Raw genomic sequence first — 23,172 nt, 5'->3', positions numbered from 1 at the left:
AGGCACATGAGTACCTGAGGTGGGGACGCGTACGCAGAGAGTGAACGATTCGCCCGACGCGCCGTCCGCTTCGGCGCTAGGGTGTCCCGCACGCCCGTACGGGCCTGCGGGACACCCCGGTCGGGGCGGCGGGTCAGACGGCCGGCTGGGAGAGCGAGAGGCCGAACCGGCCCGCGGCGTCCGTCCACCAGTGGGTCAGGCGCATCCCGGCGGCGGCCAGTTCGCGCTCCACCTTCTCCCGGCGGAACTTCGCCGACACCTCGGTGTAGAGCTCCTCGCCCGCCTCGAAGTGCACCGGCAGGCCGAGCGCCTGGACCTTCACGGTCTTCGCCCGCCGCGAGCGCAGCCGCATCTCGATCCACTCCTGCTCGGCGTCCCACAGCGCCACGTGCTCGAACTGCTCCGGGTCGAAGTCCGCGTCCAGCTCGCGGTTGAGCACCGCCAGCAGGTTGCGGTTGAACGCCGCGGTCACCCCGGCCGCGTCGTCGTACGCGGCGACCAGCACGGCCGGGTCCTTCACCAGGTCCGTGCCGAGCAACAGCGAGTCGCCGGGCAGCAGTTGGGCGCGCAGCCCGGCGAGGAAGGCGGCCCGCTCGGCGGGCAGCAGGTTGCCGAGGGTGCCGCCGAGGAACGCCACCAGCCGCGGACCGCCGCGCTCGGACTCCGAAGGCAGGCCCAGCCCGGCGGTGAAGTCGGAGAGCACGGCCCGGACGTCGAGCCCCGGGTACTCGCCGATCAGCGCCTTGGCCGCGGACTCCAGCGCGCTCTCGCTGACGTCCACCGGCACGTAGGTCTCCAACGTGCCGGCGGTGCGCAGCGCGTCCAGCAGCAGCCGGGTCTTCTCCGAGGACCCGGAGCCGAGTTCGACCAGGGTGCGGGCCCCGGTGGCGGCGGCGATCTCGGCCGCCCGGTCGGCCAGGATCTCCCGCTCGGCGCGGGTCGGGTAGTACTCGGGCAGCCGGGTGATCTCCTCGAACAGCTCGCTGCCGCGGGCGTCGTAGAACCACTTCGGCGGGAGCCGCTTCGGACTCGAGGTCAGACCGTTCTGCACGTCGTGCCGTAGGGCGTGGTGCAGGTGGTCGGCGGGCAGCAGACGGGTGAGCTGGTATCCGGTCACTGCGAGACGTCCTCTCGGCTCAGCGGGGTCAGCGCGCTGCCGGCCGGCGTGGCCAGCAGCAGGGTGCGGTCGGGGACTTCGGACCACCCGGGCCCGTCGTCGAAGGGTTCGGAGGCCACCAGCACCGAGCCGTCCGCGTCGCGGCGCTGGAACAGGGTGTCGCCCCACGCGGTGGCGGCGATCGAGGTGCCGTCGGTGGCCAGCAGGTTGAGGCGCGCGGTGCCCGACTCGGCGGCGGCCAGGCAGACCTCGGCGAGCGCCTCGCCGAGCTTGACCCCCGCGTGCAGCCGGTTCAGCACCAGCGCCCACAGCAGCGCCGAGTCGGTGCGCGCCTCCAGGCCCAGCAACTCGGCGGGCGACAGCCGCTCGGCGAGCGGCGCGAACGCCTCCGGCCAGCCCGGCAGCGCCCCGTTGTGGCTGAACAGCCAGCGCCCGGAGGCGAACGGCGCCGCCGCCTGCGCCCCGGCCGCGCAGCCCTCGGTGGCCGAGCGGACCGCGCCGAGCACGGCGTGCGAGCGCACCACCCGGGCCAGGTCGGCCAGGTCGCCGTCCGCCCAGATCGGGCCCTCGCGCCGGTACCGGGCCGGGCGCTCGTCGCCCTCCGCGTACCAGCCCACGCCGTAGCCGTCCGCGTTGACGGTGCCGTAGCGCTGCAGCCGGGGCGCCCAGGACTGCCGCAGCAGCCCGTGCGGCGGCTCGAGCAGCACCGAGCGGATCGCCACCGGTCGCCCCAGGTAGGCGAAGTGACGGCACATCAGGCGTCCGCCTCGGCGTCGCGGGCGGTGCGGAACCCGGAGAAGATCTGCCGCCGCATCGGGTAGTCCCAGTTGCGGAACGTCCCCCGGCAGGCCACCGGCGCCACCGCGAACGAACCGCCGCGCAGCACCTTGTACTCCGGGCCGAAGAACACCTCCGAGTACTCCTTGTACGGCCAGGCCGAGAACCCCGGGTACCCGGTGAAGTCGCCGGCCGTCCACTCCCACACGTCGCCGATCAACTGCCGCACGCCGTACGGCGACTGGCCGTGCGGGTAGGCGCCGACCGGGGCCGGCTGGAGGTGGCGCTGGCCGAGGTTGGCGTGCTCGGCCCCGGGCGGCTCGTCGCCCCAGGGGAAGCGCCGGGAGCGGCCGGAGACCGGGTCGTGCCGGGCCGCCTTCTCCCACTCCGCCTCTGTCGGCAGCCGCCGCCCCGCCCACCGGGCGTACGCGTCCGCCTCGTACCAACTGACGTGCAGCACCGGCTCGTTCGGCGGCACCGGCTCCAGGTGGCCGAACCGGCGGCGCAGCCACTGCCCGCCGTCGCGGGACCAGAACAGCGGTGCGGTCAGGTTCGCCTGTATCCGGTGCTCCCAGCCCGCCGGCGTCCACCAGCGCGGCTCGTCGTAGCCGCCGTCCGCGATGAACGCCTGGTAGGCGGCGTTGGAGACCGGGGTGGTGTCCAGCCAGTACGCGGCCAGGTCGACCTGGTGGGCCGGGCGTTCGTTGTCCAGTGCCCACGGCTCGGTGTCGGTGCCCATGGTGAACGGGCCGGCCGGGATCAGGACCTCGGCGGGCAGCACGCCGGTGGAGGCGGGCGGCGCCGGGGCGGCGAGCACCGCCGGGCCGCGGCGCAGCTGGTGGGTGATCAGCATGGTCTCGTCGTGCTGCTGCTCGTGCTGGGCGATCATCCCGAAGGCGAACCCGGCGTCCAGCAGCGGCGCGCCCTCCAGCGGGGAGGCGGCCAGCAGGTCCAGCACCCGGCCGCGCACCTCGTGCGCGTAGGCGCGGGCCTCGGCGGGCGGCAGCAGCGGCAGGCTGGGCCGCTCGGCGCGCGGGTGCTCGAAGGCGTCGTAGAGCGGGTCGATCTCCGGGTGCATCGGGTCGCGGCCGCCGACGTTGCGCAACAGCCACAGCTCCTCCTGGTTGCCGATGTGCGCCAGGTCCCAGACCAGCGGCGACATCAGCGGGGAGTGCTGGGCGATCAGGTCGGCGTCGTCGACGGCGCCGGTGAGCTGCGCGGTGCGCTCCCGGGCGGCGAGCAGTTCGGTGGCGATCGCCTCGCGCAGCAGCGCGGGGTCGATCCGGTCGGCGTTCAGCACGGTACGTCCTCCTCGAGGGCGGGGCCGGTGCCCGCCCGCAGTGCGTCCAGCTGGTCGTCGGCGGGGCAGCGGCCCCGGGCCGGGTAGCGCTCGGCGAACTCCACGAGCGCGGGCCGCAGGCGGCCGTCGCGGCGGGACAGGGCACGCTCCGCGGCGGCGAAGCAGGTGAGGGCGGCGCGGCGCAGGTCGGCGTCGGCCATGCCCAGCGCGGCGGCCCGCCGCCACAGGCCCGAGCGTGGCGCGCGCAGCCCGGCGTGGCCGAGGCGCTCCAGCGCGGCGTGGGCCTCCGCGGCCGCGAGCGGGTCCTCCATCAGCGCGGTGACCAGTGCCAGCGGCACCCGCCAGCCCTCACCGGGCTGGGCGTCGATCATCCGCAGCTCGAGGTGCCCGCGCGGGCGCACCGGCGGGAACAGCGTGGTGCGGTGGTACTCCAGGTCGGCCATGGTCGCGGGCCGCTCGCCGCCGCCGCGCAGCCACTCCCGGAAGGTCAGCCCGGCCGGCGCGTCCCAGGGCAGCCCGTCCTCGCGGCGCACGCACAGCACCGAGGCGTCCAGCACGTACCGGCTCCACGCCTCCCGCGGGTCGTCGGCGGGCGCCGGGGCGAGCGTGCGGGTGGGGTCCATCCGCGACCAGACCAGCTGACGGGTCGACTTGTAACCGGTCGGACGGCCGTCCAGCAGCGGGGAGTTGGCGAACGCGGCGACCAGCACCGGACCGAGCAGGTGGGTCAGCCGCCAGCGCTCGGCGTACTGCGCCTCGGTGCCCGCGTCCACGCAGACCTGCACCGAGGCGGTGCCGGTCATCATGATCCGGCCCCAGGGGCCGCCGCGGGCGAAGAAACGTTCCATCGCGCGGTAGCGCGGGTGGGTTGCCAGCATCCGGCGCTCGCGGGCCGTCGGGTCGGTGCCGCTGCCGGTCAGCCGCAGACCCTCGGCGGCGAAGGCCGCCCGGAGCACCGCCTGGTCCGTGCTCAGACCCGCGGCGCAGGCCGCCGGGTCGGCGGCGGGCGGGGAGCTCAGCTCGACCTGTCCGCCGGGTTCGTGCGTCAGCCGGGAGCCCGCGGGGAAGGCCGGGCCGTCGGCGCCCGACGGCAGCGCCGCCAACGCGGCGGCCACCCGGGCCGGATCCACGGGGTCGGCGGGACATCGCCCGTCATGGACGAACCACTCCGCCTCCACCCCGACCAGGGCGGGCGGTCCGATCTTGAAACAGATGGCTCCCAGATGTAGTTCTGCCGACGACTCGGTCAACTCCGTCACGGTGGGTGCTGAACGAGCGGGTTCTTCGGTTCGGTACGGGCGTACAGATGTCACCGGACTCACCATCCCTCGGTCTGCGACTGCGGCCCGGTTGTTCCTGCTCAGTCTGGCCCGAGGCAAACCTCCGCGCCGCCCAAGTCGTTTATCCGCACGTCAAGCGGGTGAGTGCGGTCCGTAGGCGGTCCAACGGCAGGGCGAAATTCAGCCGCAGGCACCCGATTCCGGCCGGGCCGAAGTCGGATCCGTCCGCCAGTTCGACATCACGGTGGGTGAGGAGATGCTCGCGGGTGCCGAGCCGCCCGCCGTCCAGCCAGAGTAGGTACGAGGCCTGCGGAACGGCCAGCACCGCCTCGCCGAGGGCGGTGGTGGCGAGCTCGCGGGCGCGCACCAGGTGGGCGAGGAGGGCGGTCAGCCAGGCGTCGTCGTCGGCGAGCGCCGCGCGCTGCGCGACCGCGCCCAGCAGCCCGCCCTCCCACAGGCCGAAGCCCGCCATCACCGCCGTCAGCCGCTCGCGCAGCGCCGGGTCCGGGACCAGCGCGAAGCAGCTCGGCAGGCCCGAGAGGTTGAAGGTCTTGCCGACCGAGTTCAGCGTCACCACGTGGTGCGCGCCGCGGGTGACGGCCACCGCGACCGGATGCGGGACGCCCGCGTCCGGGTGCAGCAGGTCGCCGTGCACCTCGTCGGAGATCAGCAGGCCGGGGGCGGCGGCGTCCGCCAGCGCGGTGATCTGCGCGGCCGACCACACCCGGCCGGTCGGGTTGTGCGGGCTGCTGAGCAGCACCGCGCCGGGGCGTTCGGCGGCGATCTGCGCCGTCGGCAGGTCGTAGCCGTCGGGCGTCCTGGGCAGTGGCAGCTCCCGGACGGGCACGCCGGCCGCGCGGCAGACCCGGGCGAAGCCGCCCCACTCCGGCGTCAGGAACACCGCCGGGCCGGCCGGCGGGCGGGCCGCCTCGATCAGCAGGCGGACGGCGGTGCCCGGCGCGAACGGCAGCAGCATCACCCAGTCCGGGTCGATCTCCACCCCGTGCCGGCGCAGGTACCAGCGCGCCACCAGCGCCCGGTCGGCCTGCTCCGCCACCGGGTACCCGAACGCGAGGTGCCCGGCCCGCGCCCGCAGCGCCGCCCCCACCGCCGGGGGGCCGGGCAGATCCATGTCCGCCACCCCCATCGCGATCCGCCCCGCCCCGGCCCGTGCCCACTTCGCACTCCCGGTCGCCGCCCGGCTGAAACGCTCGAACACCTCGGGCTCCCTCCGCCACTGCGCTCACGCTACGAGCCTGCGGAGCATTCCCGCCGGACGCGCAGGGATGCGCGGCCGTGCGGTTCGGGTGGGGCCGCGCGGTGCCGGGTGGGGCCGTGCGGGAGGTCAGCCGTCGTCGTCCGGGAGGCGTTCGCACTCGACCGCGAGGGAGCCGCGGCGGCGCATGCGGGTGCCCGCGGCGGGGGACTGGGCGGTGACGCGCCAGGTGCCGGGCCAGGTGAGGGCGCTCAGCGGCGGCCCGTCCGGGTCGGGGGCGGTGATCACCACACCGGCCTGCCGGGCGAGCGTACGGGCGCGGGGGACCAGCAACCCGACGACATCGGGGACGGTCACCTCGTCGGCGGTGGCGGGTCCGATCCAGCTCATGGCCGCCAGCCTCCCCCCGATCGCCCGCGGAGGGAAGAGGGCCGGGGCCCCGGCGGGTGCGCACCGGGGCCCTGGCGACGGGTGCTGACGGGACGTCAGCGGTAGGCGCGGACGTCGGCGACGGTCCACCAGCCGGGGGCGGCGCCGGTGAGGGTGAGGCGGACGTAGCGGACGGGGGCGCCGGTCAGGTCGGCGCTGGTCAGCTGGCCCGAGCCCTGGGCGGCGGTGACGGTGCGCCAGCTCGTGCCGTCGGTACTCGTGGCGACCGTGTAGGCGTGCGGGTGGTCGCCGGTGGCCGCGCCCGCGTCGAAGACGACGCGGCGGGCGGGCAGCGCCTTGCCGAAGTCGACCTGCAGGTACTGGCCCGGGGCCTGGCCGGTGCCGGTGGTCCAGCGGGTGGCGGCGTCGGCGTCCACCGCGTGGGCGGCGGTGTCGCCCGTGCAGCACGGGTCGGTCGGACCGGCGGGGGAGGCGGTGGCGCTCCAGCCCGGTGGGTCGACCTGGCGCAGCTCGCCGGTGCCCGGAACCCGGCCGTTCCAGACGAAGGTGGCGAGTGCCCCGCCCGGCAGCGTGTAGGCGAACGACCGGTCGCCCTCGCGGATGGTGAAGGTGCGCGGCGCGTCGTTCTCGTTGTGCGCGACCAGGACGGTGCTGCCGTCCGGGTTGCGGAAGGCGACGTCCATCACCTGCCCGTTCCACCCCGTGGTGCCGAGCGAGGTGGAGGCGATGCGCACCGCGCCGGGCCGCACGAAGCGGGCCAGGTGCCCGAGCGTGTAGTACTCGGCGTTGTTCGTCACGGTGCCGTCCGTGCCGACCGCGATCACGCCGGTGCAGCCCGCGCAGCCGCCGACGTGCGGGTCGCCGGCCGGGTCCAGCGCGAGGTTCCAGTTGACCACCGTCTCCGCCCAGTTGCGGGTCGCGCCGATCACCAGGTTGCGGGTGTGCCACTTGAGCGTGTCGGCGAAGGTGTTCGCCGGGTCCGCGGACTGCGCGCCCGAGCACTCGGTGAAGTAGATCGCCTTGTCAGGGTGCTGGTCGTGCAGCGCCGACATGGCGCTCGGGTCGCCCGCGTAGCAGTGGTAGGCCGTGCCGTCGACCCAGCGGGCGGCCGGCGAGGCGAGCACGTTCTGCGGATAGGCGTTGACGTCGGCGAGCTCGTCCGCCGGGGTGCCCACCGTGTCGTTGGGGTGCTCCGACCAGTTGTGGTCGTACGCCAGGATCCTGGTCGGCAGCCCGGCCGCGCGCAGCATCGGCCCGAGGTTCTCGATCACCCGGTCCTGCTGCCAGGACGGCATGTCGGCGCCCGGGTAGCCGGACGGGTGGCGGTTCTGCGGCTCGTTCTGGACGGTGATCGCGTCCACCGCGATGCCCGAAGCCCGGTACGCCTGGACGAACTTCAGCAGGTAGAGGGCGTACGAGCGGTAGATCCGCGGGTCGTCGACCAGCCGGCCGCCGACCAGTGAGCCGTTGTCCTTCATCCACGCCGGCGGGCTCCACGGCGAGGCCATCACCCGCAACTCCGGGTTGAGCGCCTTGGCCTGGCGCAGCAGCGGCAGGATCTGCCGCTGGTCGTGCGCGATCGAGAACTGCCGCTGCTCGTAGTCGGTCTGACCGGCCGTCAGGTCGTCGTAGGTGTACGGGGCGTCGGCGACGAAGTCGGATCCGCCGATCGGCTGGCGCAGGAAGGACAGGCCGTCGCCGGTCCGCGGGTCGAAGAGCGAACGCATCGCGTCGTCCCGGGCGGCGGGGGAGAGGCCGGACAGCACCGCCGCCGAGGAGTCGGTGATCGAGGCGCCGAAGCCGCGCATCCGCTGGTAGGTCAGGGTCGGGTCGACCACCACGGCGGGGGAGTCGGTCGGGGCGTCGCCGAAGGTCGCCGGAGCGGACTCGGTGAGGCGGCTGGTGCCGTCCGGGGTGGTGATCCACACCCGGGCGGTGACCGGCCGCTTCGCCCCGTCGGCGGCAGCGGCCGGGACGAACGCGCCGCCGAGCGCGGCGGCCAAGGCGGCGGCCAGCAGGCCGCGGGCCAGCCGGCGGGCGGCGGGTCGGGAGGGAGGCGGGGGCGGGGCGGAGACGGGAGCTGCTGGGGCGGTGCGGCTCAACGGAGGTGCTCCTTTCGCGGGGACGCGATCCTCGGCCGGCCGCCTTCCGGGTGGTGCCGGCGGCCGGAACGGGAGGATGAAAGCACACTTACTGAGTACTTAGTAAGTCCTTGCGCGCGCACCGCTCGCGCGCTTGAATCGGACGGTGACCACGGAACGACCGCACCCCGCGCACCGCAAGGCCGCCGCCCAGCCCCGCCCCGCCCGGAGCGCCCAGGCCCAGCAGCGGCAGCAGGACATCCTGCAGATCGCGACGGAGGCGTTCGCCGCCCGCGGCTACAACAAGGCCTCGCTGGCCGAGATCGCCGACGTCGCCGGCGTCACCCAGGCCGGCGTCCTGCACCACTTCCGCAGCAAGGCGCAGCTGCTCACCAGCGTCCTCGACCTGCGCGACGCCACCGACATCGAACAACTCGGCCCCGAACGCCCGCGCGGCCTCGCCTTCCTGCGCCACCTGGTCGACACCGCCCGGCGCAACACCGAACGCGAGGGCATCGTCCGCCTCTACGCCGTGCTCTCCGCGGAGAGCGTCACCGACGACCACCCCGCCCAGGAGTACTTCCGCGCACGCTACGCCGGGCTGCGCGCCATGGTCGCCGACGCCCTCGCCGAAGCCTGCGAACTCGGCGAACTCCCGGCCGCCACGGACCTGCGGGACGCCGCCAACGCGATCATCGCGGTGATGGACGGCCTGCAGGTCCAGTGGCTGCTCGCCCCCGCCGAGGTCGACATGGCCGCCTCGACCGACCGGGTGCTCGGCGCGGTGCTGGCCGGGCTCGGACACCGGGGCTGACGAGTCGTCACGGCCGGTCGTCGTTGCCTGCGGTCGGTCGAGGTCGGTAGCGGACTGCCGCGGGTTCAGGCTTCGGCGAGGTGGCGTTCGAGGGCGGCGACCACCAGGCGGTGGTCGTCGAGCTGCGGCAGGCCGGAGACGGTGACCGTACCGATCGGGCCGACGCCCTCGACGATGAGCGGGAAGGCTCCGCCGTGGGCGGCGAACCGGTCCGGGTCGAGCCGGGAGTGCTGCTCGAAGCTCTGGCCCTTCGCGGCGAAGCGCAGTCCGACCAGCAGGGAGGAGCAGCCGTACCGGTCCGCGGTCCGGGACTTGCGTTCCACCCAGGCGTCGTTGTCGGCCGAACTGCCCGGCAGGGCGTAGTGGAAGAGCTGCTGCCCGTTGCGGCGGATGTCGACCACCACGGGCGCCCGCTCGGCGCGGGCCAGCTCCACCAGCAGCAGGCCGAGCCGCCAGGCGTCGTCGTGGTCGAAGTGCGACAGGCGCAGTCGGCGCTCCTGCTCCTCGACCTGAGGGATCAGCAGTTCGGCGTCTTCGCGGTTCATCGAGTGCTCCGGGTGCGGGTGCGGGTGCGGGGGCTCAGTGGGTGGGGGCTCGGTGGGCGGTGGTGGGCAGGGTGACGGTGCGGCGTTCGGTGGCGGAGCGGCGGGCGGCCTCCAGCACCGTCAGCGCGGCCACCGCGTCGTACGGGTCGACCGGGGCGGGACCGCCGTCGTGCAGGGCGCGAGCCACCGCCGCGTAGAACGCCGGGTAGTCGCCCGGCAGGGAGGGGTGCGGGGCGGCGGCGTCGTCGGCGCCGAGCAGGCCGCGCGCGGACTCCGGGACCTCGCCCCAGCCCGGGCCGGGTCGACCGCCGGAGCGCAGCGCCGCCTCCTGCGGGTCCAGGCCGTGCACGGTGTACGCCGACCGGCTGCCCAACACCCGCAGGCGCGGGCCGAGTTGACCGGCGAGCGCGCTCATCCACAGGTGCGAGCGGGTGCCGGAGGCGTGCGTGAGCGCCAGGAAGGCGTCGTCGTCGACGGCCGCGCCCGGACGGCGGGCGTCCACCTCGGCGTACACCTCGCGCACCGGGCCGAACAGCGTCAGCGCCTGGTCGACCAGGTGGCTGCCCAGGTCGTACAGGATGCCGCCCGCGTCGGCCGGATCGGCGGACTCCCGCCAGCCGTCGCCGACTTCGGGCCGCCAGCGCTCGAAGCGGGACTCGAACCGGTGCACCTCGCCGAGCGCGTCCTCCGCGAGCAGCGCGCGGACCGTGCGGAAGTCGGCGTCCCAGCGGCGGTTCTGGAAGACCGTCAGCAGGAGGCCGCGCTCGGCCGCGAAGTCCGCCAGCGCGGCTGCCTCGGCGGCGGTCGCCGCCACCGGCTTGTCCACCACGACCGGGAGCCCCGCCTCCAGCGCCGCCCGGGCCACCGGCAGGTGGGTGCGGTTCGGGGAGGCCACCACCACCAGGTCCAGTTCCGCGGCCTCGGCCAGCAGCTGGTCGACGGAGTCGAGCGCGCGGGCCTGCGGGTGCTCGCGGCGCAACTGCTCCCGGCGGTCGGCGGAGGCCGTGACGACGGAGTGCAGGCGCAGCCCCGGGGTGGTCGCGATCAGCGGCGCGTGGAAGGCGGCACCGGCCAGGCCGAAGCCGACCAGGCCGACCCGGAGTGGGGCGGGGGTGGCGGTGGAAGCGTTCGCGGTGGTCATGCCGACCAGTTAAACAACGCTGTTTCCTAAGTGCAAGTGGGAGAGCGCGCTGCGGGGCGGTGGGGCTGTGCGTGAGGACGGGTTGGGATGGCGGGGGCTGCGGGGTGGTGAGTTCGGCTGGCCGGGATTGGGGAGCGCGAGCGTGCGGGGGCTGCGGGGCGGTGGCTCGCTCGGCTGGCGCTGTACGGCCGTGGGTGAGGACGGGTTGGGATGGCGGGGGCTCGTGAGGTGGTGAGTTCGGCTGGCCGGGATTGGGGGAGCGCGAGCGTGCGGGGGCTGCGGGGCGGTGGGCGCCGTTGGCCGGGCGGTAGGAGTGCGGGGGCCGGGGCCGGGGCCAGGGCGGAGTGCGAGGGCGGTTGGGGGTGAGCAGGCAGAATGGCGGTATGACGACGCCGCAACCGGGTCGGGCCGGCAGTAATCTGACCGGCCTGCGTGATCACAACGACGCGCTCGTTCTCGGGTTGCTGCGTGGGGCGGGCGAGGGCAGCAGCCGGGTCGAGTTGGCCGCGGCCACCGGACTCACGCCGCAGGCCGTCGGAAAGATCACGGCGCGGCTGCTGGACGACGGCATGATCACCGAGGCCGGGCAGGCCGCGTCCACCGGCGGGAAGCCCCGGACGCTGCTGCGGCTGCGCGGGGAGGCGGCCTGCGCCGTCGGCGTCCACCTGGAGCGTGACGAACTCACGGTCCTGCTGGTGGACCTGACCGGACGTCACCACTACCGGCACGCGCAGCCCCTCGACCCGGACCTCACCCCGCCGGAGGTCCTCCCGCTGGTCGTCGCGCAGATCGAACGGGCCGTTGCGGCGGCACCGCGCGGCGCCCGGCTGCTCGGTGCCGGAGTCGGCTGCCGCGGGCCGCTCGACCATGCCCGCGGCGTGCTGCACTGGTTCGGCCGACCAGGGGTCCGGCCGCGCTCGGAGTGGCAGCGGTACCCGCTGCGCGAGCGGCTCGCCGAACGCCTCGACGGGCTCCCGGTGGTGGTGGACAAGGACACCAATGCCGCGATCCTCGCCGAGACCCGCGCCCCCGGCCTCGGCCGCTCACTGGCCTACGTGCACCTGGCGGGCGGCCTCGGCGCCGGGCTGGTACTCGACGGTGCGCTCTACCGCGGAACCCGCACCAACGCGGGCGAGTTCGGCCACCAGACCGTCCAACTCGACGGCCCGCTCTGCGACTGCGGCAACCGCGGCTGCCTGGAAGCCCTCTGCCTGGCCGAACTCCGGCGCGGCGACCACGAGGCGGTGGCCCGCCTGGTCGGCGTCGGCGTCGCCAACCTGGTCCGGCTGCTCGACATCGACCACATCGTCCTCGGCGGCCGCGCCGTCCTGGACGCCCCCGCCACCTACACCACCGCCGTGGCCGCCCAGCTACGGGCCCGCATCCCCGAACCCGACTGGCAGCCCGTCCCCGTCACTCCCGCCACCACCGGCTCCCTGGCCGTCGCCCTCGGCGCCGCCGAACTCCTCCTCGGCCCGCTCCTCGGCCGCCGCGTCTGACCATCCGTCGGAGCGGCCCCGAACGGCCCGCGGCCGTGCGGGCCTGTCACCCGCCGACCACCGGTCCCTCGCCGTCCGGTCCACCGAATCCCCGCCTCGGCCACGGTCGTTCGGTTCGCGCCGGCGGGCGGCGTCAGTGGGCGATATGCCTCGTGAAGTCGTAGGTCACGGGTCGGGTGTGAACGGCGAGTTGGGTGCTCGTGTCGGTCGGCGCCCGATGACCATGGTGCATCTCATCGGGCAGGTCCCGGCTCCGGCGGGATGCCGGGTTCGGCTGCGCCCACGACCCGGCCCCCGCTACGACCGGTCTACGACAAGCTCACCGCCGACCCGCGGGCCCATCGCCGACCTGGGGTTCATCGGCCTCGACGACGGTCCTCCGCACGCCGACCCGGCGGTGATCACCGGTACGACGTGGCCCGGACCCGATCCCTGAGCCGCAGTCAGATGCAGTCCGACAAGGCACTGGCCGCGGCGCAGGCCCCGGTCGAGCACGGCGTCGCCCAGCTCAAGAACTGGCGCGTCCTCGGCAAGGTCCGCACCGACCCGAGCTGGGCGACCGCGCTGGTGCGGGCCCTGCTCGTGCTGACGAACCGTGAAGTCGCCCGCTGACGGATGATCTTGTCGGCCGACTACCGCTCCGGACCTGCCCGAGCGTCCTGATGCCTGCCGCACACCAGGACGTCTGACGTGCAGCCCGTCTCTCCCCATGGCGCGACCGCGAAAGTTTGACGAGAGCACGGTGCTGAAGGCCGCTCGGCAGCAGTTCTGGCGCACCGGGTACGCGGCCACGAGCATGGCGGACCTCTGCGAGGCGACGGGGGTGGCGTCGCAGAGTCTGTACGGTGCTTTCGGCAGTAAGCACGGTCTGTTCGTGAAGAGCCTGCGGGACTACTGCGAGCAGCAGATGAACGGGCTGCAGGCGGACCAGGAGTCGGCCGCGAGTGCCTGGGAATGGCTCATGGCGCAGTGACCTTCGGTGACAGCGCCCGCCTGGGACTGACCGAGGACGGCTGTTACCTCTCCGGCTCGGCCGCCGCGCTGGCCCGGCAGGACGATGACGTCAGCGAAACGGCACGGCGTACGTATGAGTGCATCATCGCCGTCTTCACGACCGCACTGCAGCGGGCCAGGGTCGCAGGTGAGATCCGGTCGGACACGGACATCGAAAAGGCCGCGCTGAGCCTGCTCGCGGCCATGCAGGGCATCGAATTCCTGCGCAAGTCCGGCATGGAGGATGCTCGGTTCCAGGAGGCGAAGGCAGGCATCGTGGACACCGTCAGCCGTGCTTACGGCGCCGACCGGGGCACCCGGAGCTGACGGCGGGCTGCCCCAGCGGCCGGGGCCGGTCGCGGGTGCGGCGTCAGTCCGTGGTGGGCGGGGTCTTGCGGGCGTGCAGGACGTAGGCGTCGAGGGGGAGGGGGGAGCGGTCGAGTAGGGTGAGGCCGGCGGCGGTGAGGAGGGCGGCGTAGTGGGCGGCGGTGCGTTCGCGGCCGCCGACGTTGCAGCGCATGTGCAGGTCCCAGGCGGTGGCCAGGGACGGGGAGTTGTCGGCGGGCAGGACGCGTTCGACGATCAGCAGGTCGGCGTGGGCGGGCATCGCGGCGGCGAGGTGGCGCAGGATCTCGCGGCAGCGCTCGTCGTCCCAGTCGTGCAGGATCCGGGAGAGCAGGTAGACGTCGCCGCCCGACGGCACGTCGGCGAAGTCGCCGGACCGGCAGCTGGTGCGGTCGGCCAGACCGGCCGCGTCGAAGCGGCGGCGGGCGGCCGCGGCGACGTGCGGGCGCTCCAGCAGGGTGCCGCGCAGGCCTGGGTGGGCGGTGAGCACGCGGGCGAGCAACTCGCCGGTGCCGCCCGCCAGATCGACCACGGTGCGCGGGAGCGGGTCGGCGGCCGCGGCCCGGATCGCCGGGTGGGCGGGCAGCGGGTCGAACATCCGGGCGCTCGCGGCCATCGACCGGTCGAACAGCGCGGCGAGTTCGGGACGCCGGGCGAAGTGGTCGAAGTGGTTCTCGCCGAACAGGTCGTCGAAGGCCACCCGCCCGGTCCGCACCGTCCCGGTGAGCCGGCCGAACGACTGGTAGAACGGGCCTCCGTACATGAGCGCCAGCGGCCGCAGCGACCCCGGCACGTCGTCGCGCAGCAGCGCGCCGGCGGGAGTGAGCCGGAAGACCTCGCCGTCGTGGGCGACCGCGCCGAGCATCGCCAGGTAGCGCAGCAGCGAGGTCAGCGCCGCCGGGTCGGCGCCGACCGCCGCGGCCAGCGCCTCCGCGGAGACGGGCAGGCGCTCGTCCATCGCCTCGGCGACCCGCAGCTCGGCGAAGGCGGCCAGTGCCTGGGTGGTCCACGCGCCCGTCAGTTGGCGCAGCAACGATTCGGCGGGCTCGGCCGCGCGCTGCTCCGCCAGGTGGTCCGCGAGCACCTCGCGGTGGTCGCCCGGCGCGTACAGCTCCACCCGCCGACAGCCCGCCTTGGCGTCGGCGGACGCGGTGAAGTAGAAGACCGTGCCGTCCTCGTGCGGGTTGTAGCCGCCGCCGTCCGGACGGGCGCCGTGCCGGGCGAAGAGCGCCGACAGGCCGCGCAGCACCAGCGGGTCGGGCCGGTCCACCTCGAAACCGAGGTGCGGCTCGTGCTGCGCGACGCGCTCCGCCGAGGCCACGTCGGTGAGTTCGGAACCCGGCGGCACCGTCAGTGCGAACACCTCGACCACCCGGGGCTCGCCGTCCAGTCCGGACACCGCCGGGCGCAGGATGGCCACCTCCAGCCCGTCCGCCGCCCGGCGGTGACGGTCCGCCAGGCGCTGCCGGACCACGGTGCTCGGCTGCGGCGGCTCCGGCGCGCTCAACCCGCAGTCGGCGAGCGCGGCGTGCAGGGCGTCCCGGTCCGGCGGGAAGACCAGGACGGCTGCGTGCGCGAACCGGCAGCGGTCGGTGAGGGCGCGCAGCTCCACCCCGTCCAGGCCGGGCAGCAGCAGCGGGAGCAGGGTCGCGGTGTCGTGCGACCGGACGTAGTCGACCGCCGCGCGCAGGACGTCCGTGTCGGTGGGGACGGTGGTGCTGGTCATCGTGCGCTGGACCTCGGTTCGGTGCGTGAGCGAAACGTTTCTGGATGCTGCGCGAGGGGTCTCGCGGTCAGGCGGCGGGCGCAGCAGGTGGGGAGGGCAGAAATCAAGTCCCCCGTGGCTCGAATGTGTTGAAGATCTGTCACGGATCTTGATCGTAACCACCGGATTGCAACGTTTTGGTCCGTATTCACCCGATCGGGGGGTGAAGATGCATGCGTCGATGGCCGAAGCCGACCGGGCCGACCGGTCCGGCCGGTCCGGCCGTTCCGAACGCCGACGCGCCGGCCGGTGAAAGTTTCAGCTCCGGCCGGTGGTTGACGGTGCGTCGGCGAGATGGCGAGATGGCGAGATGGCGAGACGGGGACGCGGGCGGTTGCGGGGAGGTCAATCTCCGGTCAGGCGGAGAGGCGGCGTTCGAGCGGGGTGCGGAAGCGCGGGGTGACCCGGGTGTCGGCGAGCCAGGAGCGGAGGGTCGCGGCCTCGGCGTCGAGGGCGGCGCGGGCCTCGGACCCCGCATCGTCGAGCAGCTCGAACACCACCTCGCCGTCCGCGCGTTGGGCCCAGCCGCCGACGACGCGGCCGTTCCACCAGGCGGTCGGGCCGAGGTTGCCGGTGCGGTCGAGCAGTTGCGGCAGGTGGTCGGGGGAGAGGTACCAGTCGCGGTGCTTCCATCCCATCGCGGTCGGGTCGAGGGCGGGCAGCAGCGCCGCCCAGGGCCCCGGGTCCTCGACCGGTGCGAGATCGTCCGGCAGTACCGACCCCGCCGAGCCGTCGGCCAGTTCGACCTCGACGGCGCCGTTGGCGGCGAGCGCCGCCCGGACCTCCCGGACGCCCCAGCCGGTCCACCAGACCAGGTCCTGCTCGGTCGCCGGGCCGTACGAGGCCAGCCAGCGGCGCGCCAACGCGGCCTGAGCGCGCGAGACTTCGGCGCCGGACGGCTTCGCCCCGGGCTCGCCGGCCGCCCAGCGGTGCTGGCTGCTGGTCCAACTCCCCACCGGGCGGCGGCGGATGATCGAACCGTCCATGCCGAGCACCCGCAGCAGCCGCATCCCGACGGTCTGGGTGGCCTCGTACGAGGTGCCCGCGCCGTAGACCATCTCCGCGCGCAACTCCGGTACCGCTGCGCTGAGTTGGGTGCCGGTCAGCTCGCCGTCGGGAGCGTCGAGGAGCGCGGCGCGGACGGCGGCCTCGGTACGGGCGGTCCAGGCGGCGTCCAGGCCGGCCGCGGCGAAGCTCTTCAGCAGGCGGGTCCGTTCGCGGGCGGCGACCTTGGCGGTGGTGGAGGCGTACAGGTCCGGCGCGAGCTCGGCGGCCACCACGAACAGCGTGTTGCGCATGCCGTGCAGCCGCAGCAGGGTCCGGTCCCGGTACAGCGCCCGCTCGGTGTCCGCGACTCCGGGGGAGGCCAGCCGCGCCGCGACGGCGAGGAAGACCGTGGCCGCGTCGGTGGCGTGCAGCGCGACCAGATCGTGCCCCACCTGCTCCGCCCGCTCGGCCCGCACCCCCGGCGCGAGCCGATGCCGCGACGCCAGGCGGGCACGGCGCTGCTCGTCGCTGAACTGCGCTCGGCTGGGCACGAGTTCCTCCTCCGGAGCGGGTCTCGGGACAGCCTGCCACGCGGCGCCCCGGCGCGGGCCCGCGACGCGCAGACGGTGGGGGCCGGGAGGTCCGGGCTGCGCGGCGGACCCCCCGCGGCACCGGCGCGAAAGGTTCAGAGGGCACGGCCGGGGTGCACGGGCCGCGCGTGGCACACGGCCGTGGAGGCCCCGGTCCGGTGCGGCGGACGGGAAGGCGGCAGCTCGCCGCGGGCGGTGCGGTGGACCGGGCCCGGAGAGGGCCAAGGCCCGCGTAGCGGTGGGCGGTTGCGGTGTCCGTCACTCAAGCGGGAGCGCTCCCACGGGTTTTGTCGAACTTCTTGACGGGACCGCGAGGTCATGGCTTCATATCCGGTGTCCCCAGGCCGAGTTCGCCTCTGCCCGGGCCAAGTATGGGAGCGCTCCCATGAATTGAGGGCGTGTTCCCTCGAGTCCGTCCCCCACCCGAAAGGACTCCCGTCACTGTGTCGGCCCAACTGACTCGCCGTCTTCGGACGGCCGCAGCGGCCGCGGCGCTCACCGTCGCGACCGTCCTGCCGATCGCCACGGCGACCACCTCCGCGCACGCTGCCACCGCCCGCGTCGACAACCCGTTCGTGGGTGCCGGCGTCTACGTGAACCCCGAGTGGGCCGCTCACGCCGCCGCCGAGCCGGGCGGCTCCGCCGTCTCCAACCAGCCGACCTTCGTGTGGCTGGACCGCATCGCGGCCATCAGCGGCGCGAACGGTTCGATGGGTCTGCGAGCCCACCTGGACGCCGCGGTGCAGCAGGCCGCGGGCAAGCCGTACGTGTTCCAGGTCGTCATCTACGACCTGCCGGGCCGCGACTGTGCGGCGCTGGCCTCGAACGGCGAGCTCGGCCCCACCGACCTGCCGCGCTACAAGAGCGAGTTCATCGACCCGATCGCGGCGATCCTGGCCGACCCGGCCTACGCGAACCTGCGGATCGTGACCACCGTCGAGCTCGACTCGCTGCCGAACCTGGTCACCAACGCGGGCGGCACCAACACGTCGACGCCGAACTGCGAAACCATGAAGAGCAACGGCAACTACATCAACGGCGTGGGCTACGCGCTGGCCAAGCTCGGCGCGATCCCGAACGTCTACAACTACGTGGACGCCGGCCACCACGGCTGGCTCGGCTGGGACTCCAACCTCGGTCCGACGATCGACGTGCTGAAGCAGGCGGCGACCTCCTCCGGTTCGACGCTCAACAACGTGCAGGGCTTCGTCGTCAACACCGCCAACTACGGTGCGCTGCACGAGCCGAACTTCACCATCGACGACACGGTGAACGGCACCTCCGTCCGCCAGGCCAAGTGGGTCGACTGGAACCGCTACGTCGACGAGGCGACCTACGCGAAGGCGTTCCGGGACAAGGCCGCCGCAGCGGGATTCAACTCCAACGTCGGCGTGCTGATCGACACCTCCCGCAACGGCTGGGGCGGCGCCAACCGGCCCACCGGCCCGGGCCCGAAGACCACCGTGGACGCGTACGTCGACGGCGGCCGCATCGACCGCCGCTTCCAGACCGGCAACTGGTGCAACCAGTCCGGCGCGGGCCTCGGCGAGCGGCCGAAGGCGGCCCCGGAGGCCGGCATCTCCGCCTACGTGTGGGTAAAGCCCCCGGGTGAGTCGGACGGTGCGAGCTCGGCCATCGCCAACGACGAGGGCAAGGGCTTCGACGGGATGTGCGACCCGACCTACACGGGCAACGCGCGCAACAACAACAACATGTCGGGCGCGCTGCCGAACGCCCCGCTGGCGGGCCACTGGTTCTCCGCCCAGTTCCAGGAGCTGCTGAAGAACGCCTACCCGGCGCTCGGCACCGGCACCCCGGACACCACCGCCCCGTCCGTCCCGACCGGCCTGGCGGCGACCACCACCTCCAGCAGCGTCTCGCTGTCCTGGACCGCCTCCACCGACAACGTCGGCGTCAGCGGCTACGACGTCTACCGCGGCGGCACGCTGGTCGGCTCCACCAACAACCTGTCGTTCACCGACACCGGCCTGAGCGCCTCGACCGCGTACTCGTACACGGTCAAGGCCCGGGACGCGGCGGGCAACGTCTCCGCGGCCTCCGCGGCGCTGAGCGTCACCACCGCGGCCGGCGGCACCACCGACACCACCCCGCCCAGCACCCCGACCGGCCTGGCCGGGACCACCACCTCCAGCAGCGTCGCGCTGACCTGGAGCGCCTCCACCGACAACGTCGGCGTCACCGGCTACAACGTGTACCGCGGCGGCACCCTGGTGGCCTCCACCACCGGCACCTCGTACACCGACACCGGGCTGAGCGCCTCGACCGCCTACTCGTACACCGTCAAGGCGAAGGACGCGGCGGGCAACCTGTCCGCGGCCTCGGCGGCGCTGGTCGCCACCACCCAGGCCGGCAGCGGCAGCACCGGCGGCTGCTCGGCGACCTACTCGATCAGCAGCGACTGGGGCGCGGGCTTCAACGCCAACGTCACCGTCAACAACACCGGCACCGCGGCGATCAACGGCTGGAAGGTCACCTGGAGCTTCGGTGGCAACCAGCAGATCACCAACCTGTGGAACGGCGTGGTCAGCCAGTCCGGCAAGGCGGTGACCGTCACCAACCAGTCCTACAACGGCACCGTCTCGGGTGGCGGCAACACCAGCTTCGGCTTCGGCGCCAACTACTCCGGCACCAACGCCCTCCCCACCCTGAGCTGCACCGCCAGCTGACGCCGGCCGCAGCGCACTGAACACAGCCGCCCACGTGCAGAGTCTGCACGTGGGCGGCTGCCCGTTCCGGCCCGCTCCGACGAGCCGTCAACCGGACAGCCGGAACGCCGAGTTGACCAGTGCGACGTGCGTGAAGGCCTGCGGGGTGTTGCCGAGCTGGCGGCCGGACGCCGGATCCCACTGCTCGCTCAGCAGCCCCAGGTCGTTGCCCAACGCGACCACCCGGCCGAAGAGTTCGCGGGCCTGGTCGGGCCGGCCGATCACCGCCAGCGCGTCCGCCAGCCAGAACGAGCAGGCCAGGAACGCCCCTTCGTCGCCGGGCAGCCCGTCGCCCCGGTGCGCCGCCTGCCCGTCCGGCGCGTAGCGGCGGACCAGCCCGCCGTGCTCCAGGCCGCTCTGGACCGCCTCGACGGTGCGCACCACCCGCGGGTCGTCCGGCGGCAGGAAGCCGGTGGTCGCGACGAACAGCGTGGCCGCGTCCAACTCGCGGGCCCCGTACGACTGGACGAACACACCGCGGCGCGGGTCGACGGCGTGCGCGCAGACGTCGGCGTGCACCTGGTCGCGCAGCGCCCGCCAGCGGTCCACCGGGGCGGGCAGGCCGGTGGCCTCGGCCATCCGCACCGCGCGGTCGGCGGCCACCCAGGCCATCACCTTGGAGTGGGTGAAGTGCCGCCGCTCGCACCGGACTTCCCACAGGCCCTCGTCGGGTTCGCGCCAGCCGCGCTCCAGTCGGCCGATCAGGGTGCGCAGCAGGCTCCAGACCTGGCGCTCCATCGGGATGCCGGCCTGCAGGGCGAGGTGCAGGGTGTCCACCACCTCGCCGTAGACGTCGAGTTGGAGCTGGCGGACGGCGGCGTTGCCGAACCGGACCGGGCGGGAGTCCTGGTAGCCGGGCAGCCAGTCGGCCTCGGTCTCCGGCAGGCCGCGCTCGCCGGCCACCCCGTAGACCGCCTGCACCCCGGCGGGGTCGCCGGCGATCGCGCGCAGCAGCCACTTGCGCCAGGCCGCGGCCTCCTGGCGGAAGCCGCCGCGCAGCAGCGCGGACAGGGTCATCGAGGAGTCGCGCAGCCAGCAGAACCGGTAGTCCCAGTTGCGCACGCCGCCGAGCACCTCCGGCAGCGAACTGGTGGGGGCGGCGACGATGCCGCCGGTGGGCTCGTAGGCGAGCGCCTTCAGGGTGATCAGCGAGCGCAGCACCGCCTCGCGCCACTCGCCGGTGTAGCGGCACTGGGCGGCCCACTGCTGCCAGCCGTCGAGCGTGGCGGCGAGCAGCGCGTCCGGGTCGCTGCGCGGGGTGGTGGGCAGGTGGGAGGGCTGCCAGGTGAGCAGGAAGCGCACCCGCTCGCCGGGGGAGACGGTGAACTCGGAGGCGGTGGCGCCGGCCTCGCCCCAGGTGTGGACGCCGGGCGGGACCCGCAGCCACGCCGAGTCGGGGCCGGCCACCGCGACCCGGTGGTGCTGGGTGCGGCGCACCCAGGGCTCGATCCGGCCGTGGTTGAAGCGCAGCCGCAGCTCGCTGCGGACCGGGACGGTGCCCCGTACGCCCTCGACGATCCGCACCAGCTGCGGCACCCGGTCGCGCTGCGGCATGAAGTCGAGCACCCGCACCTCGCCGTCGGCGGTGCGCCAGAGCGTCTCCAGGACCAGGCTGTCGGCGAGGTAGCGGCGCTCGGCGGACTCGGCGGCGGCGGGCGGGGCGATCCGCCAGGCGCCGTGCTCGGGGGTGCCGAGCAGGGCGGCGAAGCAGCTCGGGGAGTCGAATCGTGGCAGGCAGAGCCAGTCGACCGAGCCGTCCCGGCCGACCAGGGCGGCGGTCTGCAGGTCCGACAGCAGTGCGTAGTCCTCGATACGACCGGCCATGCGCCGATTCTCCGCCGCCTCGGCGCAGGTGCCACGCGGGACGCGCCCGCCGCCCGATCGGCCTCCACGGCTTGCAGTGGTGATTGGATGTATAGGAAGATCTTTATGTCCTGTTGTCACTTTCTGACCGCCGCCGGAAGGGGTGCCGTCATGGCGCGTCCGAACTGGGTGCCCGCCGGGACCGATCTCGACAAGCCGAACGCGGCCCGGGTGTACGACTACTACCTCGGCGGTTCGCACAACTTCGAGGTCGACCGCCAGATGGCCCGCAGGGCGATGGAGCTCTGGCCCGACCTCCCCATGATCATGCGCGCCAACCGTGCGTTCCTGCGCCGCGCCACCCAGTTCCTCGCCGAGGAGGGCATCACCCGCTTCCTCGACATCGGCTCCGGCATCCCGACCTTCGGGGCGGTGCACGAGGTGGCCCGGGAGTACCAGCCGGACACCGAGGTGGTCTACATCGACATGGACCCGGTGGCGGTCGCGCACAGCCGGCTGATCCTCGCCGACGACCCGCTCAGCCACGTGGTCGACGCCGACCTGCGCAACATCGACGACCTGCTGGCCCGGCCCGAGGTCGAGGCGCTGCTGGCCCCCGGCGAGCCGGTCGGCGTGATCCTGAACGCGGTGATGCACTTCGTCACCGACGCCGACGAGCCCGAGAAGATCCTCGCCACGCTCCGCGAGGCGCTGCCCAGCGGCAGCCTGATGGTGCTCTCGCACGCCTCGCTGGAGGGCCGCCCCGACCAGGCCGGCTCCCATCAGGACCTGTACAAGTCCACGCCGACCCCGCTGACCATGCGCAGCCGGGAGCGGATCACCGCCATGTTCGAGGGCTTCGAGCTGGTCGAGCCCGGAGTGGTCTACCTGCCGGAGTGGCGGCCCGAGGACCCGGAGGCGGTCGGCCCGCACCCGGAGCGGATGACCGGGATGGCCGGCATCGGACGCCTGTCGTGACCGAGCGGCCGCCCGCGGGCCATGGGTTCCTCGCCGCGTGGGCGGCCATGCTGCGCGCCGGCCACGGCGCCGCGGTGCGGCCCGGCGTGCTCAACCCGTTGATCGCCCGCACCGGCGAGCTGCTCCAGCGGGCCGCGCTCGACCTGCCGTTCCGGTCCGAACTGGCCGAGCAGGTCGGTGCGTTGCTGATCGACAACCACTTCACCGACCCGCAGCTGCTGTCCGACGCGGTGCAGCTGATCCAGCGTCAGCCGGTCCCCGACGACCGGGGCCCGGCGCTGTCCGGCGCCTTCGCCTCGGGCTGGGCGGCGGCGCTGCGCGAGCGGACCCTGCGCGAGCAGGAGTCGATCCGGCTGGCGGCCGACACCGCCCGCCAGGAGGTCGAGAAGGCGCTGCGGGCCTCCGAGGCGCGGTTCCGCGCGCTGTTCGAGTCCGCCGCGATCGGCATCGGCCTCGGCGACACCGACGGCAACATCCTGGCCGTCAACCGGGCGCTGGGCGAGATCTTCGGCGGCGGCCCCGAGGACATGACGGGCGTGCGGGTCAACGACCTGGTCCACCCCGAGGACACCCCCGGCGTCTGGGAGGCGTACGAGGAGCTGATCAGCGGGAAGCGGGAGTACTTCCAGTTCGACAAGCCGTACTACCGGCGCGACGGCGAAGTGGTCTGGACCCACCTGACGGTCTCGCTGATCCGCGACGACGACGGCGTCCCGCAGTACCAGGTGGCGATGCTGGAGGACATCACCGACCGCTACCGCCTGCAGGAGCGGCTGCGCCACCAGGCCACCCACGACCCGCTGACCGGGCTGCCCAACCGGGCGG

The 23,172-nt window shown here is 74.1% G+C and carries 20 protein-coding genes; 8 read left to right on the top strand and 12 right to left on the bottom strand.

Annotation, left to right across the window (positions count from 1 at the left end):
* Positions 1–133: 133 nt before the first annotated feature.
* From egtD to ACWD4U_RS30890, 7 genes are all read right to left on the bottom strand, one after another.
* Complete coding sequence (egtD, locus tag ACWD4U_RS30920; RefSeq protein ID WP_363448807.1) at positions 134–1,117, bottom strand: L-histidine N(alpha)-methyltransferase; 984 nt, start codon at positions 1,115–1,117, stop codon at positions 134–136.
* Complete coding sequence (egtC, locus tag ACWD4U_RS30915; protein ID WP_363448809.1) at positions 1,114–1,872, bottom strand: ergothioneine biosynthesis protein EgtC; 759 nt, start codon at positions 1,870–1,872, stop codon at positions 1,114–1,116. Before egtC ends, egtD begins: the two co-directional genes overlap by 4 nt.
* Positions 1,872–3,194 (bottom strand): ergothioneine biosynthesis protein EgtB, encoded by a 1,323-nt coding sequence (gene egtB / locus ACWD4U_RS30910; RefSeq protein WP_363448811.1) that lies wholly within the window; start codon positions 3,192–3,194, stop codon positions 1,872–1,874. Before egtB ends, egtC begins: the two co-directional genes overlap by 1 nt.
* Positions 3,188–4,453, bottom strand: a complete 1,266-nt coding sequence (gene egtA, locus ACWD4U_RS30905) for an ergothioneine biosynthesis glutamate--cysteine ligase EgtA (RefSeq protein WP_363448813.1) — start codon at positions 4,451–4,453, stop codon at positions 3,188–3,190. The genes egtB and egtA overlap by 7 nt, the downstream gene beginning before the upstream one ends.
* Positions 4,454–4,595: 142 nt before the next feature.
* Positions 4,596–5,693 (bottom strand): aminotransferase class I/II-fold pyridoxal phosphate-dependent enzyme, encoded by a 1,098-nt coding sequence (locus tag ACWD4U_RS30900; RefSeq protein WP_363448815.1) that lies wholly within the window; start codon positions 5,691–5,693, stop codon positions 4,596–4,598.
* A 126-nt stretch (positions 5,694–5,819) separates the two neighbouring features.
* The gene (locus tag ACWD4U_RS30895; protein ID WP_363448817.1) at positions 5,820–6,080 is read right to left on the bottom strand and encodes a PASTA domain-containing protein; all 261 of its coding nucleotides are present in this window, start codon (positions 6,078–6,080) and stop codon (positions 5,820–5,822) included.
* Between the two features lie 95 nt (positions 6,081–6,175).
* Positions 6,176–8,182: a glycoside hydrolase family 30 beta sandwich domain-containing protein gene (locus tag ACWD4U_RS30890; RefSeq protein ID WP_363448819.1), complete on the bottom strand. Its 2,007-nt coding sequence runs from the start codon at positions 8,180–8,182 to the stop codon at positions 6,176–6,178.
* Between the two features lie 145 nt (positions 8,183–8,327).
* Between ACWD4U_RS30890 and ACWD4U_RS30885 the strand changes: the two genes are divergently transcribed.
* Positions 8,328–8,975, top strand: coding sequence for a TetR family transcriptional regulator (locus ACWD4U_RS30885; protein WP_449787359.1), 648 nt, complete (start codon positions 8,328–8,330; stop codon positions 8,973–8,975).
* A gap of 65 nt (positions 8,976–9,040) precedes the next feature.
* Here the strand turns inward: ACWD4U_RS30885 and ACWD4U_RS30880 are convergent, their stop codons facing one another.
* Both ACWD4U_RS30880 and ACWD4U_RS30875 read right to left on the bottom strand, forming a co-directional pair.
* Positions 9,041–9,520 carry a heme-degrading domain-containing protein gene (locus tag ACWD4U_RS30880; protein ID WP_363448821.1) on the bottom strand — a complete coding sequence of 160 codons (480 nt, stop codon included), beginning with the start codon at positions 9,518–9,520 and terminating at the stop codon, positions 9,041–9,043.
* Between the two features lie 34 nt (positions 9,521–9,554).
* A complete protein-coding gene (locus tag ACWD4U_RS30875; protein WP_363448823.1) occupies positions 9,555–10,661 on the bottom strand; it encodes a Gfo/Idh/MocA family protein in 1,107 nt (368 codons plus the stop codon).
* A 383-nt stretch (positions 10,662–11,044) separates the two neighbouring features.
* Between ACWD4U_RS30875 and ACWD4U_RS30870 the strand changes: the two genes are divergently transcribed.
* From ACWD4U_RS30870 to ACWD4U_RS30855, 4 genes are all read left to right on the top strand, one after another.
* Entirely contained in the window at positions 11,045–12,160 is a 1,116-nt protein-coding gene (locus tag ACWD4U_RS30870) for an ROK family protein (RefSeq protein ID WP_363448825.1), read from the top strand.
* Positions 12,161–12,607: 447 nt separating this feature from the next.
* On the top strand, positions 12,608–12,772 hold the full coding sequence (locus tag ACWD4U_RS30865; RefSeq protein ID WP_363448827.1) for a hypothetical protein: 165 nt from the start codon (positions 12,608–12,610) through the stop codon (positions 12,770–12,772).
* 130 nt (positions 12,773–12,902) lie between these two features.
* Entirely contained in the window at positions 12,903–13,133 is a 231-nt protein-coding gene (locus tag ACWD4U_RS30860) for a TetR/AcrR family transcriptional regulator (RefSeq protein ID WP_363448829.1), read from the top strand.
* Positions 13,130–13,480, top strand: a complete 351-nt coding sequence (locus tag ACWD4U_RS30855) for a TetR family transcriptional regulator C-terminal domain-containing protein (protein ID WP_363448831.1) — start codon at positions 13,130–13,132, stop codon at positions 13,478–13,480. The genes ACWD4U_RS30860 and ACWD4U_RS30855 overlap by 4 nt, the downstream gene beginning before the upstream one ends.
* Positions 13,481–13,523: 43 nt before the next feature.
* Here the strand turns inward: ACWD4U_RS30855 and ACWD4U_RS30850 are convergent, their stop codons facing one another.
* Both ACWD4U_RS30850 and ACWD4U_RS30845 read right to left on the bottom strand, forming a co-directional pair.
* Positions 13,524–15,224: a methyltransferase gene (locus ACWD4U_RS30850; protein ID WP_363448833.1), complete on the bottom strand. Its 1,701-nt coding sequence runs from the start codon at positions 15,222–15,224 to the stop codon at positions 13,524–13,526.
* A 395-nt stretch (positions 15,225–15,619) separates the two neighbouring features.
* Entirely contained in the window at positions 15,620–16,801 is a 1,182-nt protein-coding gene (locus ACWD4U_RS30845) for a winged helix DNA-binding domain-containing protein (protein WP_363448835.1), read from the bottom strand.
* A 482-nt stretch (positions 16,802–17,283) separates the two neighbouring features.
* Here ACWD4U_RS30845 and ACWD4U_RS30840 point away from each other — a divergent pair, with 482 nt between their 5' ends.
* Entirely contained in the window at positions 17,284–19,527 is a 2,244-nt protein-coding gene (locus ACWD4U_RS30840; protein WP_449787358.1) for a glycoside hydrolase family 6 protein, read from the top strand.
* Positions 19,528–19,614: 87 nt separating this feature from the next.
* Here ACWD4U_RS30840 and ACWD4U_RS30835 read toward each other — a convergent pair whose 3' ends face one another.
* Positions 19,615–21,390 carry a glycoside hydrolase family 15 protein gene (locus tag ACWD4U_RS30835; RefSeq protein ID WP_363448837.1) on the bottom strand — a complete coding sequence of 592 codons (1,776 nt, stop codon included), beginning with the start codon at positions 21,388–21,390 and terminating at the stop codon, positions 19,615–19,617.
* A 150-nt stretch (positions 21,391–21,540) separates the two neighbouring features.
* Here ACWD4U_RS30835 and ACWD4U_RS30830 point away from each other — a divergent pair, with 150 nt between their 5' ends.
* On the top strand, positions 21,541–22,347 hold the full coding sequence (locus ACWD4U_RS30830; RefSeq protein ID WP_363448839.1) for an SAM-dependent methyltransferase: 807 nt from the start codon (positions 21,541–21,543) through the stop codon (positions 22,345–22,347).
* On the top strand, positions 22,344–23,172 hold an 829-nt coding region (locus tag ACWD4U_RS30825), incomplete at its 3' end, for a PAS domain S-box protein (RefSeq protein ID WP_449787357.1). The genes ACWD4U_RS30830 and ACWD4U_RS30825, both read left to right, overlap by 4 nt.

The organism is Kitasatospora sp. NPDC002522 (assembly GCF_053595195.1).
The sequence above is the reverse complement of the archived record's forward strand: the minus strand, read 5'-3'. Positions and strand labels throughout refer to the sequence as shown.

What these genes read in the sequence shown, in the direction of transcription:
- ACWD4U_RS30830 (WP_363448839.1), top strand. Translation starts at nt 21,541, where the DNA reads ATGGCGCGTCCGAACTGGGTGCCCGCCGGGACCGATCTCGACAAGCCG.
- ACWD4U_RS30895 (WP_363448817.1), bottom strand. Translation starts at nt 6,080, where the DNA reads ATGAGCTGGATCGGACCCGCCACCGCCGACGAGGTGACCGTCCCCGAT.
- ACWD4U_RS30865 (WP_363448827.1), top strand. Translation starts at nt 12,608, where the DNA reads ATGCAGTCCGACAAGGCACTGGCCGCGGCGCAGGCCCCGGTCGAGCAC.
- ACWD4U_RS30875 (WP_363448823.1), bottom strand. Translation starts at nt 10,661, where the DNA reads ATGACCACCGCGAACGCTTCCACCGCCACCCCCGCCCCACTCCGGGTC.
- ACWD4U_RS30850 (WP_363448833.1), bottom strand. Translation starts at nt 15,224, where the DNA reads ATGACCAGCACCACCGTCCCCACCGACACGGACGTCCTGCGCGCGGCG.
- ACWD4U_RS30835 (WP_363448837.1), bottom strand. Translation starts at nt 21,390, where the DNA reads ATGGCCGGTCGTATCGAGGACTACGCACTGCTGTCGGACCTGCAGACC.
- ACWD4U_RS30870 (WP_363448825.1), top strand. Translation starts at nt 11,045, where the DNA reads ATGACGACGCCGCAACCGGGTCGGGCCGGCAGTAATCTGACCGGCCTG.
- ACWD4U_RS30880 (WP_363448821.1), bottom strand. Translation starts at nt 9,520, where the DNA reads ATGAACCGCGAAGACGCCGAACTGCTGATCCCTCAGGTCGAGGAGCAG.
- egtC (WP_363448809.1), bottom strand. Translation starts at nt 1,872, where the DNA reads ATGTGCCGTCACTTCGCCTACCTGGGGCGACCGGTGGCGATCCGCTCG.